Annotated in this window: 10 protein-coding genes; 2 read left to right on the forward strand and 8 right to left on the reverse strand. The window is 72.6% G+C overall.

The features are described from left to right. Positions 1–49 precede the first annotated feature (49 nt). Both AB0O28_RS29830 and AB0O28_RS29835 read right to left on the reverse strand, forming a co-directional pair. Entirely contained in the window at positions 50–1,774 is a 1,725-nt protein-coding gene (locus AB0O28_RS29830; RefSeq protein ID WP_363645866.1) for a sigma factor-like helix-turn-helix DNA-binding protein, read from the reverse strand. Between the two features lie 147 nt (positions 1,775–1,921). Beyond that, positions 1,922–3,727: a substrate-binding domain-containing protein gene (locus AB0O28_RS29835; RefSeq protein ID WP_363645867.1), complete on the reverse strand. Its 1,806-nt coding sequence runs from the start codon at positions 3,725–3,727 to the stop codon at positions 1,922–1,924. Between the two features lie 145 nt (positions 3,728–3,872). Here AB0O28_RS29835 and AB0O28_RS29840 point away from each other — a divergent pair, with 145 nt between their 5' ends. Continuing rightward, positions 3,873–4,682 (forward strand): RNA methyltransferase, encoded by an 810-nt coding sequence (locus tag AB0O28_RS29840; protein ID WP_363645868.1) that lies wholly within the window; start codon positions 3,873–3,875, stop codon positions 4,680–4,682. On the opposite strand, the gene AB0O28_RS29845 is transcribed toward AB0O28_RS29840, so the two are convergent. From AB0O28_RS29845 to AB0O28_RS29865, 5 genes are all read right to left on the reverse strand, one after another. Continuing rightward, positions 4,669–5,571 carry a D-alanyl-D-alanine carboxypeptidase family protein gene (locus tag AB0O28_RS29845; protein ID WP_363645869.1) on the reverse strand — a complete coding sequence of 301 codons (903 nt, stop codon included), beginning with the start codon at positions 5,569–5,571 and terminating at the stop codon, positions 4,669–4,671. The two genes, AB0O28_RS29840 and AB0O28_RS29845, sit on opposite strands and share 14 nt — an antisense overlap. Next, positions 5,564–6,100: a VTT domain-containing protein gene (locus tag AB0O28_RS29850; protein WP_363645870.1), complete on the reverse strand. Its 537-nt coding sequence runs from the start codon at positions 6,098–6,100 to the stop codon at positions 5,564–5,566. The genes AB0O28_RS29845 and AB0O28_RS29850 overlap by 8 nt, the downstream gene beginning before the upstream one ends. 253 nt (positions 6,101–6,353) lie before the next feature. Continuing rightward, entirely contained in the window at positions 6,354–9,713 is a 3,360-nt protein-coding gene (locus tag AB0O28_RS29855) for a BTAD domain-containing putative transcriptional regulator (protein ID WP_363645871.1), read from the reverse strand. Positions 9,714–9,883: 170 nt separating this feature from the next. Continuing rightward, positions 9,884–10,969 carry a lysylphosphatidylglycerol synthase domain-containing protein gene (locus AB0O28_RS29860; RefSeq protein ID WP_363645872.1) on the reverse strand — a complete coding sequence of 362 codons (1,086 nt, stop codon included), beginning with the start codon at positions 10,967–10,969 and terminating at the stop codon, positions 9,884–9,886. 88 nt (positions 10,970–11,057) lie between these two features. Continuing rightward, the gene (locus AB0O28_RS29865; protein ID WP_363645873.1) at positions 11,058–11,915 is read right to left on the reverse strand and encodes a PIG-L family deacetylase; all 858 of its coding nucleotides are present in this window, start codon (positions 11,913–11,915) and stop codon (positions 11,058–11,060) included. 101 nt (positions 11,916–12,016) lie between these two features. Here AB0O28_RS29865 and AB0O28_RS29870 point away from each other — a divergent pair, with 101 nt between their 5' ends. Next, the gene (locus AB0O28_RS29870; RefSeq protein WP_363645874.1) at positions 12,017–13,147 is read left to right on the forward strand and encodes a glycosyltransferase family 4 protein; all 1,131 of its coding nucleotides are present in this window, start codon (positions 12,017–12,019) and stop codon (positions 13,145–13,147) included. Between the two features lie 298 nt (positions 13,148–13,445). Here the strand turns inward: AB0O28_RS29870 and cysS are convergent, their stop codons facing one another. Then, on the reverse strand, positions 13,446–14,801 hold the full coding sequence (gene cysS, locus AB0O28_RS29875; protein ID WP_363645875.1) for a cysteine--tRNA ligase: 1,356 nt from the start codon (positions 14,799–14,801) through the stop codon (positions 13,446–13,448). Between the last annotated feature and the right edge of the window lie 105 nt (positions 14,802–14,906).

The raw sequence follows: 14,906 nt of genomic DNA on the forward strand, positions 1-14,906 counted from the left end.
CCGATCATCCAACGACCGTGTAACAAACGGTGGTTCTGTGACAGGTGCGTCAGGGAGAGGGAGCGGCCGCGGCGTCCGCGGCAGTAGGCGGGCCGTCGGACCCGCGCGGGTGATCGGGACTGGGCGGCTCCGTGGCGTCCGAGGTGGCGTCCGAGGTGGCGTCCGAGGTGGGCTCGGGCACCGGGTCGGCGTCGCCGTCCCCCTCCCGGCCGTCCCAGGCGACCCGGCACGAGGGCCGGCCGGCCGAGGACCGGAAGGTCACCACGCCCGTGCCCGGGACACCGGGGTCGACGACGGAGAGCGTGACCCGGCCGCTCGCTCCCGCGCGGAGTCGGCCGTGCCGGGGGGAGACCGCGATCCCGCCCGAGGTGACGGCCGTCCACTCGATCACGGCGTTGCGCGCGGCCAGCGTGACCGACGAGGCCGCGGCCCCGCCCAGGTCTCCGGGGCACAGCGCCGTCAGCGCCGGCCTGGGCGTGGGCCGCGTACGTGGGGGAGACGGCCGCGACCGCCCCGAGGGTGCGGGGGTGTGGGGCGGGGCGGTCGCGGCCGTTTGGGGGGAATCGTCCTGTGGGACCGACGTGTCGTCGGCGGGCGTCGGGGTGGCCTGGTCGCTCTCCTCCGGGCCGAGCACGGGATCGCCGAGCACCGGATCGCCGGGGACCGGGTCCGCGGGCGTGGCCGTCGGGGATACGCGGATCGCCTCCAGAGGCTCGGCCTGATCCTGCCCGGAGACCAGCGCGAGCCCGCCTGCCGTGGCGAACACGCAGGTGGCGGCGAGCATCACGGGGGCGGCCCGCAGCGGCCGGGAGCGGGCCCGACCGCGCCGCGCCCGCCTTCCGGTGCTCCCCCTTCCGGTGCTCCCCCTTCCGGTGGTCACCTTGCCGGTGGTCACGGGGAAGCCGCGCCGGTCGAGGAGGGCGGTGGCGCCGTCGCGCCGGTCGGTGTGGAGGGCGGCCTCGATCACCCGGCGGCGCAGTGAGAGCGGGGGGAAGGCGACGGGGATCATGTCGAGCAACCGCTCCGCCGACACGTGCCTGTCCCGGCCCTCGCTGCAGACCTCACAGGCCGCGATGTGCCCGCTGAGCCGCTTGCGCAGGGCGGAACCGAGAGGGCCGTCCCGCCAGGTGGAGCCCACGCCGTGGTCGACCAGCGCCGACAGCCCGGGGCAGTGGGCCCGGGCGACCCTGGCCAGCACGAGGGCCGAGGCGGCGTTCTCCAGGTGGTCGCGGGCCCGGGTGAGCCGCGCCGACACCTGCCGGGAGGTGAGGCCGAGGACCGATCCGATCTCCGCCGCCGTCAGCCCGTGCCGTACGGCGAGTTCGAGCACCTCGCGCTCGTGGCCGCCGAGTTCGCCCAGCGCCTCTCCCACCAGTGCGGCGAGCGGGGGGTCGGCGGACTCCTCCACCGCGATGACCGGCCCCGATCCTTCCTGAGTCGCGCCCTTTTCAGTGGCCCCTTCCTGAGCGGCCCCTTCTTGAGCGGCCCCTTCTTGAGCGGCACTGTGGAACCGGGTCAGCGCGTACACCCAGGCCCGCAGCCGCGCGGGCTCCTTCAAACGGTCCGCGCAGCAGGACGCGGCGACGAGCGCGCCGTGCACCGCCCGCGCCGCGGCGTCGAGGTCGCCCAGCAGCGAGTACGCGTAGTCGCTCAGCCGGTCGGCGTAGGCGTCGTACAGCGCGGCCGGGGCCTGGGCGTCGGTGCCGCGCCCGCGCCGCAGCGCCTCCAGCAGTCGATGGTCGTCGGCTCGCCCGACGCCGGGCCATGCGGGCAACGAACATTCCTCCCCGTGTGACGGAACCTGGTCTCGCCGGTCCCCACACGAGTGGGACGCCGTCCCCTGTGGCGTCGTTTACGGATCGCACCGTCCTGCCCGGCAGCCATGCCCAACCGGCATGACCTGGGAAAACAGTTACCGCTGTTACTGGAGACGGCGCGCGATGCCCTTGAGGAAGATGTTGCGGATCTCGAGGACCGTCTGCGGGAAGTAGGCGGCGCCGCCGGTCGACTTCGCGATCGAGGTCATCTGCGTCCGGTCCTCGTCCTTCTGGGTGTTGAACGAGATGATCAGGATGCTCACGGGCCGCTTCGGGTCGAAGGCGCCCTTCAGCTTGCGCAGGATGTCGGTGTTGGAGATGCCGCCGTTCGGGTCGTCGTTGCCGACGCCGTCGGTGAACAGCAGGATCGTGTTGACCTTGTCGGGCTCGTACTCCTTGGTCATCTTCTGGTACGCCGCCCACAGGGTGTCGTTCAGGCCGGTGTTGCCCGTGGGGATGGCCTTCGCCTGCCGCAGCGCCTGGGCGATCACATCGCGGCGGGTCACCCCGTTGATCTGCTGGGCCAGCGGCCCGATCTGCACGACGGGCTTCCAGTCGACGCCTTCGCCGCGGAGGTTGTCGGAGAAGGCCCAGATGCCGATCTCGGCCTTGTCGGGGAACAGCTTCAGGCCCTCGATGCTGATGTCGGTGATGGCGCGCATCCGGGTGACGCCGGTCTTGTCGGCGGGCAGCGCCATGGTCCCCGAGATGTCGATGAGGGCGAGCATCTTGGTGCCGAGCTTGATCTGATGCCACGCCTGGGAGAGGCGGGCGACGGTCGCCGCGTCCGGCAGCGGGATCGCGTCCGGCTTCTCGGCGTTCACGCCGTTGTCGGGCTTCAGCAGGCCGCCGCCCTTGCCGTCGGGCGTGCGGAAGCCGAAGTCCTGGACGGTCTTCCTGCCGTTCGGCGAGGTCATCTCGGTCGCGAGGGCCTGGGCGGCCTTGCGCGCCGCGGCGTCCTTCGCCGTGACGAGGATCGGGTAGTCGAGGCTGACCGTGCCCTCGGCCGGATAGAGCGCGACCGCCGGGTTCGAGGGGGTCGTCGTCGTGTTGTACGACCACACGGCCTGCTCGGACGTCACGCCGACCGGGATGCGGGCCGCGGCCTTGGTCAGCGTGGCGAACATGCTGTCGGGGGTCGACACGGTGGATTCCGACAACCGGCGCAGCACGCCGACGAGCGTCTCCTCGCTGCCGCCTCCCTGCTTCAGCACGGCGGCCCCGGCCAGCAGCGCGCCGAGGCCGGCGGCGTTCTGTGTGGGGTCGAGCGCGAGCACGCGCACCTTCCGCGCCAGGCCGTCGGGGTTGGCGGCGTTCGCCGCGCTCATCAGGCCGGTCCAGCTCGGGCTGAAGGCCGACTGGAGCTTGTCCGCGCCGGTCCTGGACGCGGCCAGCACGACCGGGCTGCTGGCGGCGCTCCCGGCGGGCTCCGGCGCGTTCTTGACGCCGCTCAGCCACAGGCTGGAGTCGGGGATCCACAGGTCGGGATCCAGCTTGCCGCGGGTGGGGCCGGTGCCCGCCATCGCGTTGGCGACGTCGGCCGACTCGGCGGCCTTGACCGTGATGGCGACGCACTTGCCGTCGACGGCCCTGCCCGACTTGCCGAACCTGGCGGCGATCTTCTGCACGGCCGGGTGGATGTCGGGTGAGGCGACGACCGAGAGCTTGACCTTCTCGCCGGCGCAGCCCGGGCTCTTGTTCACCACGACGTACGCCGCCACGCCGAGGAGCACGGCCAGGGCGACCGCTCCGGCCAGCGGGACGAGCACCGTCCCCCGCCCGGCCCGCCGCCGCGGCGGCGGCTGGTACTGAGGCTGGTGCTGAGGGTCGAAGCCGCCATCGAGTTCGTCTGTGCGGTGCCGTCCGCCCACGGTGCCCTCTCCGATGTCGACTGTCCGTAACAAGTGCATAAAACAGGTTTACGGAACCATACTGGCAAGTCAGAGCAGGGTAAAACGCCGGTTTTGGTGCGGTTATGACGAAAAGTCATGGCTTGCCACTGACACTTGCCACTGACATGCGCGGGCGTCCCGCGCAGGCCGTACCCTTGGCCCCGTGGTCATTCCGGTCGAGGACGCCGCCGATCCGCGCCTGTCGGATTACGTGCGGCTGCGCGACGTCGATCTGCGCAAGAGCGTCGAGAGCGAACGCGGGCTGTTCGTGGCCGAGGGCGAGAAGGTCATCAGGCGGGCGATCGGCGCCGGTCACCCGGTGCGGTCGGTGCTGACCACGGCCAAGTGGCTCGACGTGCTCGCCGACGTCGTCGGGGAGGCCACCGTCTACCTGGTGTCCGACGAGGTGATGGAGGGCATCACCGGCTTCCAGGTGCACCGGGGCGCGCTCGCGGCGATGGAGCGCACCCCGCTTCCCGCGGTCGGCGAACTCCTCACGGCCGCGGGGCCGCGGATCCTGGTCCTGGAGGATTTGGTCGACCACGGCAACGTGGGGGCGATCTTCCGCTGCGCGGCGGCGCTCGGCGTCGGTGCGATCGTCCTGTCGCCGCGCTGCGCCGACCCCCTCTACCGCAGGGCCGTCAAGGTGTCGATGGGGGCGGTGTTCGCGATCCCGTACGCCCGGATGACCGACTGGCACGGCGGCCTGGCGGAGCTCAGGGCGGCCGGGTTCCGCCTGCTGGCGCTCACGCCGGACCAGTCGGCCGTGCCGCTGGACAAGGCCCCGTTGTCCGGCCGGGTCGCGCTGATGCTCGGCTCGGAGGGCGACGGGCTGTCGTCCCACTGGCTGCACGAGGCCGACCAGCCCGTCTGCATTCCGATGAGCTCCCGGGCGATGGATCTCGGCGTCGACTCCCTGAACGTGGTGGCCGCCGCCGCGATCGCCTGCCACGGCCTGCTCAGGGGAGTGTGACCCCCGCGCCGGCGCTCGCGCCGGCGTCCTGACCGGCCCAGTCGAGCAGCTTGCGCGCGGTGGCGAACCTGGCCTTGTCGCTGCGCTCGCCCAGCACGACCCCCACGTACGTGCGCCCGCCCCGAGGGGCGGCGAACGACAGGCAGTAGCCGGCCTGGTTGGTGAAGCCGGTCTTCAGCCCCACCGCCCCGTCGTCCAGCAGATCGTTGGTGTTGCGCCACACGTGGCCCCGGTGGAGGGCCGACTTCCGGACCACTCGGGTGGGCGTCCCCGCGATCGTCGCGATCACGGGGTCGCGCAGCGCGGCCACCGCCAGCGTCGCCTGGTCGCGGGCGGTCGAGTAGGCCTTCGACGGCAGCCCGTCGGGATTTGCGTAGCGGGTGTCGCGCAGGCCGAGAGCCCGCGCCGCGTCGTTCATCTTGCCGACGAACTTCGCCGTCCCCGGGCCGTACCGCTCGGCCAGGGCGTGGGCGGCGTCGGCTCCCGAGGGGAGCATGAGCCCGTAGAGCAGGTCGCGCACCGTGACGCGCTCGCCCGCCCGCAGGCCCGCCGTCGTGGCCCCGCCGGCCGCGGCGTGCCGTACGTCGGCCTTGGTCACGGTCAGCACGTCGTCCAGCCGGGCCTGCCGCCGGACCACGTAGGCGGTCATGATTTTGGTCAGGCTCGCGATCGGCACCCGGCGCGTCTCACGCTTGGCGAACTGGACCGTTCCGTCCGCGGCGTCCACCAGGTAGGCCTCCCGGGCCGTGACCGACGGTGTTCCGGCGGCCTGAGACACTTCCCCAGACACGGTGCGAGACACGGCCCCAGACACGGCCTGAGCGGGCGCGGCCGCGGTCCCTGCCGTCACGAGGGCGGCGGCCAGCGCGATGAGTACCCCGTTACGCATCCCGCCATGATCGCACGGCTTCGGGCGCGGCCGGTGCGCCCTTGTCCCGGCCCCTGTTCCGGCGGCGCCGTACGAGGAGGGCGACGGCCAGGGCCACCGCGACGGCGACGGCGACGGCCAGCGCGGGGGACCGGGCCGCAAGCGACAGCCAGGCCCACAGGAGCGAGTAGAGGCCGAAGGAGGCCACCGGCACCCAGGTCAGGCAGCCGAGCGCGCTGGCCACCAGATACCAGCGGTAGTTCACCCGCAGCGCTCCGGCGACCCAGGGCAGCGTGTGCCGCAGGCCCGGCACCCAGAAGCAGCCGTACACGGCGAGCGCGCCCCACCGGCGCACCACGTTCTCCACGCGCTCGATCCGCTCCCGGCCGATCTTGCGGCCCATCCGCGAGCGGTAGAGCGCCTCGCCGAGCCTGCGGCCGACCCAGTAGTAGACCTGGAACGCGCCGAACAGGGCGACCGCGCCGACCGCGACGACCAGCCACAGAGGGAGGCCGAAGACGGAGGCGGCCGTAGGGTCGGGGATACGCACGCGCTCTCACCTCCGGAGCGGTCATGGGTGCGATCTTTAGGTAAGCCTCACCTCACCCTAGCGCCCCCGATCGCGCGGATTGCAAGCGAATGTCAACCAGTGGTCAATCCGTCCCTCGTATACCTGAGGGACGTGAGGCGAGGGGTTCGCGATGAAGACAGGGGCCTTCGCGAACTCTGCCTCTCTGTTCGCCTCTCCGTTCGCCTCCGGCAAACCTTGCCTATCCGTTCGCCTCCGGCGGGCGCGGCCTCCTTCACCCGCCTGCGAGGGTCTCGCGGGCCTCGGCGATCCAGCGGGGCACGCCCACCCGCTCGGCCACGGCCAGCGCCTTCTCGTAGTGCTCTCCCGCCGGCAGGCCGAGCCGTACGGCGAGGTCGCCGAGCGTCTTCGCCACCGGCCACAGGGCGACCACGCCGGTGCCGGCCCCGGCGATGCGGTCGTGGAACGGCGCCAGCTTCTCGTACGCCTCCCGCATCCGGCCCTCGTCCTCCAGCAGGATCCCCGCGAGGGCCCGCCAGATGAGGGCGAGCTCGTAGAGGAAGTCCGTGCGGACCGGCTCCCGGGTCGCGGCCACCACCCGGGCGTCCCCGAGGTGACCGGCCGAGGCGAGCGCCATGGCGTAGGCGTCCGGCGTCCACTTCGCGCCGCGCTGGTGGGCCTCGCCCAGCGGCTCGGCCATCTCGGCGGCCCGCCCGTCCACGAGGTGCAGGCAGAACGTGGCGATCAGCGGCAGGTCCTGCCGGCCTTCGAGCATGCCGGCCCGCGCGGTCAGCCGCGCCGCGTTCCGGTAGGCCCGCTCGGCCCCCGCGTAGTCACCGGTGATCATCAGCCGCTGCCCGGCGTACCACGCGCCCACGGCGGCGGGGGCGGGCAGGTCGTACCGCCGTCCGAGGCGCTCGGCCTGCGCCAGGTGCTCGTCGGCCTCGGCGAAGTCGCCGCGGGCCGCCGCGCACTCCAGCAGCACGAGGTGCGCCAGCGTCTGCACCGCGATCTGGCCGGACTCGGCGCCGACCCGCAGCAGCTCACGGCCGATGGTCTCGCGCTCGTCGACCTGCGTCAGCGTGTACGACTGCCGCAGCCGGCCGCTCAGCGCCATCGCCAGCAGCGCGGGGTCGCCGCTCGACCTGGCCAGTTCCTCGGCCTCCAGCGACGCCTGGTAGCCGCGCTCGGTGGCCGATCCCTCCAGCTCCAGGGCCAGCGTCGCGAGCAGGCTGGCCCGCAGGGACTGCTCGCCCTCCGGCAGCTCGACCAGCGCCTTCTCCGTGACGTCGACGATCTCCCACGCCGTGCGCGTGAAGTCGCGGGCGATGCCCTTGTGCGGCACCGCGAGCGCCGCCGCGACCCGGGCGGTCAGCTCCAGGTCGCCGAGCGGCAGCGCGACCGACATCGCCTCCCCCCGGTGCGCGCGGGCGGCGGTCATGTCCCCGCCCAGTGCCAGCGCCCTGATCATCCGCAGCTGCAGCTCCAGCCGGTCGCGTACCGGTCCCCGGCCTCCGTGCGCACGGCCTGTCTGCGCCCGGTCGAAGGCGGCGATGGCCTTCTGCCAGAGCGTCGCGGCCTCCCGGTGGGCGAACCTGCGCTCGGCCTGCTCGGCCGCCAGCCCGGCGTACCGTACGGCTTTCGCGGCGGTCTCCACCGTGCCCGCCGCGTCGTAGTGGTGCGCCAGCGCGGCCACGTCGTTCGGGCTGCGCTGCTCGATCACCGAGGCGACCGCGCCGTGCAGGCGCGAGCGGCGCAGCCGGGAGGCGTCGGAGTAGAGCGTGTCCCTGACCAGGTCGTGGTCGAACCTGAGCATGCCGGGGCCCGGCTCGGTCACCAGCCCGGCGAGCAGCGCCGCCTCGACCGCGTCCACCACGGCGTCCTCGTCGCCGGACACGTCGACCAGGACGTCCACGTCCACGTCGCGGCCGATCACGGCGGCCTGCAGCAGCACCTGCTGGGCCCGCTCAGGCAGCCGGGCGATCCGCCGCCGCAACACCTCGCGCACGCCCGAGGGCACCTCGGAGATGTCCGCCTCGGCCTCGACCAGCCTCGCCGTCTCCTTGACGAAGAACGGGTTGCCCCCGGCCCGCTCGACGATCGTGCTGACGACCTCGTCGTCCACCTCGCGCACACAGGTCGCCCGGACGAGTTCGGCCACCGCCGCGTCGTCGAGGCCGCCGAGCCCGACGCGTACGGGGTCGAGCCGGGCCAGTGCGGCCAGCACGTCCTGCTGCTGGTCGTTCAGCTCGCCGTCGCGGCAGGTCACCACGACCAGCACGCGGCTGGCCGCGAGCAGGCTGGGCAGCGCGCGCAGCAGGGCCAGCGTCTGGTCGTCGGCCCAGTGCAGGTCCTCCAGGAGGATCAGCAGCGGGGCCTCGCGCGCCACGGCCGACAGGTAGCCGCCGACGGCCCGATGCAGCCGGAAGCCGCCGGACGCGTCGTCGTCGGCGGTGTCGGGCGCGGTGTCGTCGAGCAGCGGCGCGAGCAGCGCGGCGTACTCGCCCGCGCCGCCGCGGGCGACGAGGGCGCGCAGCACCTCCACCCAGGCCCAGCCGGGCGGGGTCGCCGTGCTGTCGGGGCAGCCTCCGGTCGCCCCTATCCAGCCCTCGCGCTCCAGCCGGTCGAACAGCCGGCGCACCAGCGTCGTCTTCCCCGCGCCGGGATCGCCGCTGACCACGGCGACGGTGAACCGGCCCGCCTGGGCGCGCGGCACCGCGGCGGCGAGCGTGGACAACTCGGCGTCGCGGCCGACGAACGGCTCGGGCTCCAGCGGCGGCGCGTCGCCGGTGGCGACCGGCCGCGGCGGCCACGACGCGGTGATCTCGGCGGGCCTGCGGGCCGGGAGCACGAGGTCGAGCCCGGGGTCCTGGGCGAGGATGTCCGACTCCAGCTTGCGCAGCGCGGGACCGGGGTCGATGCCCAGCTCGTCGGACAGGATCGTGCGGGCCCGGCGCAGCGCGGCCAGGGCGTCGCCCTGCCGCCCGCACCGGTAGAGGCCGAGCGCGAGCAGCCGCCAGCCCTCCTCGCGCAGGGCGTGCTCGGTGGTCAGCGCCTCCAGGTCGGGCACGGTCTCGGCGTGCAGGCCCATCCGCAGCCCGGCGTCGGCGTGCCGCTCCCTGGCCACGAGGCGCAGCTCGCTCAGCCGCGCCACCTCCGCCTCCGCCCAGGGCTGGTCGGCGAAGTCCGAGTACGGCGTGCCGTGCCACAACGCGAGGGCCGCGTCCAGCCGGGCCCGGGCGGCCTGCGGGCTGTCCTCCAGCCGTTCCCCGGCCGAGCGGACCATCGCCTCGAAGCGCAGCGCGTCCACCTGTTCGGGAGCGGCGCGCAGCGCGTACCCCGACGCGACGGTCACGAGCAGGCGGTTGGGCCCGCCACGCGGGCGGTTCGGCTCCAGCACCCGGCGCAGACGTGAGATGTAGACCTGTAACCCCGACTGGGCGCCCTTGGCCGTGTCGTCGTCCCACAGGTCGAACAACAGCGTGTCCACGGGCACGACCTGACCACGCGCCACGAGCAGACGGGCCAGCACCGCCCGCTGCCGCAGCCCGCCGAGGTCGAGCTCGTCGGTGTCGTCGTGCGCCCCCACCGGCCCGAGGACCCGGAACGTCACCGGGCTCATCGGGGAGCTCATCGGATGCTCCTTCGTTTCCGATCGCCGTGCCTGCCGGCCACCACTTGCCGATCCATTTCAGGCGCAACCGTATGCGCGCCCGCGAAGGGGCACAAGGCATTCATGAACCCGGACACCCTCACCTTCTCGCTCCGCGAGTGTAGGAGATCAGCGGGGCGACCCGCAGTCGATCAGCGGACGCGGGTGCGGTGCGGGGAGGCGGCCGATCCCGGGGCGGCGGCCGCGGCGCGGGTCTCCCGCCTGCGCAGCAGGGCCCATCCGCCGAGTGCGAGCCCGCCCCACGGGATCTCGATGGTGTACGTCCAGAAGCCGAACAGGACGGCCGCCGCGGTCGCGCCGCCCGCGGGCATGCCGAACGCCCCGATCAGCAGCGTGGCGACGCCGCCCTCCATGATCCCCGCTCCGCTGGGCGTGACGAGGGCGGTGGTGAGGACGCGGCTGAGCGCGAAGACGGCGACGGTCTCGGCCGGTCCCGGGTACGAGCCGGTGGCGACCAGGCAGGCGGCCATGATCAGGCACTGCAGGACGAGGAAGGCGACCATCCCGAGCGACAGGCCCGCCCATCGGCTGTGGATGATGTCGGCCGTGTCCCTGCGCAGTCGTTCGATCGCCGCCGACACCGCGTGCTCGGCCGGGCGGAACCGCCGGGGCGCGAGCCGTACGAGCCCGTCGAGAGCACGGCCGAGGGCGGCGGCGGCGCGGTCCCAGTACAGCGCCGTGGCGACGACGGCGACGAGGACGAGGATCGAGACGGCTCCGACCCAGCCCGCCTTGGCGACCGTGGGGTTGGTGGCCTTGCCCGCGATCAGCAGCCCCAGGATCCCCACGGCGGGCAGGATGAACCGGAACAGCGAGTTCCAGATGCCGGTGACCAGGGTGTAGACGACGATCGGCCGGTTGGCGAAGCCCCAGCCGCGGGTCATGCCGAACGTCAGGGCCACGCCCGCCGCCCCGCCGAACGGCAGCAGGTTGCTGACCGCGCTTCCCGCCGCGTTGAGCGTGAGCGCCTGCATGTGGGTGAGGCCGGGCAGCGCCGAGGTCATCACGAACGTGTACGCCCACAGGCTCGCCAGCCACAGGACGGTCATCAGCGCGATCATCTGCCACCCGAGACCGCCGAACTGATGGCCGATCTCCGTCCAGCTCACGGTGGCGCCGGTCAGCGTGTGCACGATCTGCGGCAGGTAGAGCACCAGTGCCGCGGCCAGTCCGAGCGACACCGTGGACAGCGTGATCTGCAGCCACTTCCTGTTCACCCGCGTATGCCCCCAGTCCGGTGTCGGTCCCCTCCAGTCTGCCGTGCCGCGGGGACCCCGGACTCCTCCTGACGGAGGATCACGCCCCTTAGGGGTTGTCGAACGGATGCCGCAGGCGTGCGCCGCGGGGCAGGCCGCGGCGCACGAACCATTCGGTGCCGAAGACGAAGCGGTAGGCGAAACCGGGGATCTTCAGCATCGCGCCGAGCGTGCGGTCGCCGTCGCCGCCGGTGGCCTGGGTGGCGTGGGCCGCCATCGCCGCCCGCTTGGCCTTGGCGTACTTGCGCACGTTGACCCGATGGGTGATCGCGTCCCGGGGCGAGTAGGCGCGCTCGAAGCTGCGCACGTCGATGGCCGGGTAGAACCGGGAGGCCAGCCGTACGCCCTTGAGCAGCAGGTCGCGGTCGACCGTCGCCTCCAGCACGATGGGTGTCCCGGCGATCTCGGCGGCCCGGCCGCCGACGCGGTAGACCTGCACGTGATCGGGGTGGCCGTAGCCCCCGGCCGGGTCGTAGATCGTGAGCAGGTCGGCCGTCTCCTCCTTGAGCACCGAGGCCAGCCGCTGGGCCGCCTCCTCGATGTCGGCGTCGATGAAGGCGTCGTCCGGCCGGTCGTCGGCCACACCGCCGTCGATCGCCAGGCCGGAGTCGCCGTAGCCGAGCAGCACGACCCGGGCGCAGCCCAGGGCCGCGGCCGAGCGGTGCAGCTCGTCCATCCGGGCTCTGGCCAGCTCCTCGCCGTGGGGGAGGTCGGCGAGGCCGCGCTCACCGGCGGTCGCGACGACGAGCACGACGCGGTGCCCCTCGTCCGCCAGCATGGCCATGGTCCCGGCGGTCAGCAGCGCCTCGTCGTCGGGATGGGCGTGGAAGAACACCGCCGTCCTCATCGCGCCCCACGGAACGTCGTCATCGCGTGCTCCACTCGTCTGCGCCACCGCGGCTGCCATGGCGCCGGTCCCCGACATGATCCCACGTGGTCCGTGCCGGACCGCGCCGCCCTCCCCGTGAGCGGTTTGATGGGCGTGGCGCACTCTGTCAGGCTGACCCGGTGAGGATTCTTCACGTCAGCGACTGCTATCTGCCGCGGCTCGGGGGAATCGAGGTGCAGGTCGCCGACCTCGTCAGGGCGCAGCGCGAAGCGGGCCACGTGGTCGAGGTGGTGACGGCGACGCCGGGGGAGCGGCTGCCCGGCGTGCACCGGGTGGTGGCGAACCTCCCGTTCGACCTGCCGGTCCACCCGCGCGGCACGGCCCACCTGCTCCGGATCATGACGAGCGGGCGGTTCGATGTGGTGCACGTCCACACGGGGGCGGTCTCGCCGTTCGCGTGGATGGGGGTGCGCGCGGCGGTCCGGGCCGGGCTGCCGGTGGTCGCGACCGTGCACAGCATGTGGGATCCGGTCACCCGGGGCGTCTACCGGGCGCTGCAGGGGGCGTTCGAGTGGCGGCGCTGGGGCCTGGTCCTCACCGCGGTCAGCGAGGCCGCCGCGCGTCCCATCCGCGCCGTGGCCGGGCCGCGCGTGCCCGTCCAGGTGGTGTCGAACGGCCTCGACGTGACCTCGTGGCGGCCCGAGACCGATTCGGTACGGCACGGTTCGGTACGGCACGGTTCGGTACGGCACGGTTCCGGACGGGACGCCGTCCACGTGGTGGCGGTCGGCAGGCTGGCACCGCGCAAGCAGCCGTTTCGGCTGCTCAAACTGCTGGAGGCGGCGCGCGACCGGGTGCCGGGCGACATCGCGATACGCGCGACGATCGTGGGCGACGGTCCGGCCCGCGGACGCATGGAGCGTCACCTGCGGGCGCACCGGATGGGCTGGGTGTCACTCCCCGGCAGGTACAGCCGGGAGCAGATCAAGGACCTGCTGGCCGAGGCCGACGTGTTCGTGGCGCCGGCCCCGCGCGAGTCGTTCGGCCTGGCCGCGCTGGAGGCCCGCGCGGCCGGCGTGCCGGTGGTCGCGCGGGCGCAGAGCGGCGTGGCCGACTTCGTCAGGCCGGGCAAGGAGGGCCTGCTGGGCCGCACGTTCGACGACCTCGTCGCCTCGGTCGTACGGCTGGCCCGCGACTCCGCCCTGCGGGAGTCGATCGCCGAGCACAACCGGGAGACCGAGCCGGTCCGGTGCTCCTGGCCCGCCGTGCTAGAGGGCTTCGCCCGCTGCTACGAGCTGGCCAAGCACTAGCTCGACTAGTAGGGGAGGACCCTTCCCGAGGGGGTGCGCAGGTCGATCGGTGCGGGAACTCTCGGCGGCCGCGGTCGCGGCACGATCTGCACCTTCTTCATCGGGGCCCTCCTTTCGGCGGTGTCCGTCAGCTGGTGCCGTCATGATTCCCATGAATCGGCCAGAATTATCCTCCGTGCGTCAGTTCTTGTTCTTGTAACATGCGCTCCTCCGTCACCCGGGTGTCGCGGACGGCGTGCGCGGCCGGCGTCGGCCCCGGCGGGGTTGTGAGCGTTCACGCCGGCCGGGCGATCAAGATCTATCTGATAAGCGCGGCGTGCTCGATTTGGCGCCGTTTCGCGAGCGCGATCTCGATGTGCCGCTCCATGATCCGTGCGCGTTCGTGATCCCCCTGCCTGGCGCTGACAGCGGCGAGATTACGCACGACCCGGAGTACGGCCCCCGCGACTTCCTGCAGTTGTGTTTCCCGCTGCCAGGTATCGCTGAGCGGATCGAGGCCGAGGACATTCAGCATGGCCCGGGCGGACCGGCATTTCCCGGCCGCCCGCTCGCGGTCTCCGGACGCCAGTGCGGCGTTGCCCTCGGCCACCGCGCCGTGGACGGCCGACAGGGCCCGCGGCACGTTCAGGTCGTTGTCCATGGCCGCGCTGAACTGCGGAGGAAGGGGCGCGGCGGAGTCGGAGGCCACCCGCAGCACGAACCTCTCGACCCGCCGATACGCCGCCGCCGCCTCGTCCAGGGCGGCGGGGCTGAATTCCATCGGCGACCGGTAATGAGCCGCCGTCAGGTAATAGCGGAGTTCGGCCGGTCGTACGCGGTCGAGCAGGGCCGGGACGGCAAGCGGGTTGCGCGGATGCTTACGTATCTTCTCGCCGCGGTGCGTGACCGGCCCGTTGTGCAGCCAGAAGCGTGCGAAGGAATCTCCGGCGGCCCGCGACTGGGCCATCTCGTTCTCATGGTGGGGAAATATGAGATTCGCCCCGCCGCCGTGGATGTCGAATTCCGTGCCCAGATATCTGCGTGCCATCGCGGAACATTCCAGGTGCCACCCCGGACGCCCCTCGCCCCAGGGCGAGTGCCACACCGGCTCGCCGGGTTTCGCGCTCTTCCACAATGCGAAATCGCGCGGATCACGTTTGCCGCGCTCGTTTTCCTCGGTCGCCCGCAGGCGCCCGGCCTGCTGCCGCGAAAGGGATCCGTAATTCGGGTAGGAGCCGACCGAGAAATAGACGTCGCCGTCGGACTCGTAGGCGTGCCCGGAGGCGACGAGCTGCTCCACCATCTCGATCATCTCCGGGATGTGTCCCGTCGCGCGGGGCTCCACGCTGGGCGGAAGGCAGCCCAGGGCGGTGTAGGTGCGCACGAAGGCACGGTGGACGGGATCGGTGATCCGCCACCAGGGAATCCCCTCGGACACGGACCTGTGAATTATCTTGTCCTCGATGTCGGTGACGTTCCGGCAGAGCACGACCTCGTATCCGCTGCTTTTCAGCCAGCGGTGCAGAATGTCGAAATTGACCTGCGATCTGAGCTGCCCCACATGCGGCGGCACGACGACGGTGGGACCGCAGAGATAAATCGACACCATTCCGGGAATTCGGGGGACGAAATCGCGGACGGCGCGGCGATGCGTATCGTAAAGGCGAAGACCCACCTAGCCGAGGGTAAGCGACTTATCCGCTCGCTGTCGATAGCACGGGCCTACTCGGCGTCGCACACCGGGAAAAGGCGATTGTGAGGCCGGGGAATAAGGACGATC

This window comes from Microbispora sp. NPDC088329, assembly GCF_040685655.1.
Classification (GTDB): Bacteria; Actinomycetota; Actinomycetes; order Streptosporangiales; family Streptosporangiaceae; genus Microbispora.

What these genes read in the sequence shown, in the direction of transcription:
- AB0O28_RS29865 (WP_363645873.1), bottom strand. Translation starts at nt 11,915, where the DNA reads ATGGCAGCCGCGGTGGCGCAGACGAGTGGAGCACGCGATGACGACGTT.
- AB0O28_RS29845 (WP_363645869.1), bottom strand. Translation starts at nt 5,571, where the DNA reads ATGCGTAACGGGGTACTCATCGCGCTGGCCGCCGCCCTCGTGACGGCA.
- AB0O28_RS29835 (WP_363645867.1), bottom strand. Translation starts at nt 3,727, where the DNA reads ATGCACTTGTTACGGACAGTCGACATCGGAGAGGGCACCGTGGGCGGA.
- AB0O28_RS29855 (WP_363645871.1), bottom strand. Translation starts at nt 9,713, where the DNA reads ATGAGCTCCCCGATGAGCCCGGTGACGTTCCGGGTCCTCGGGCCGGTG.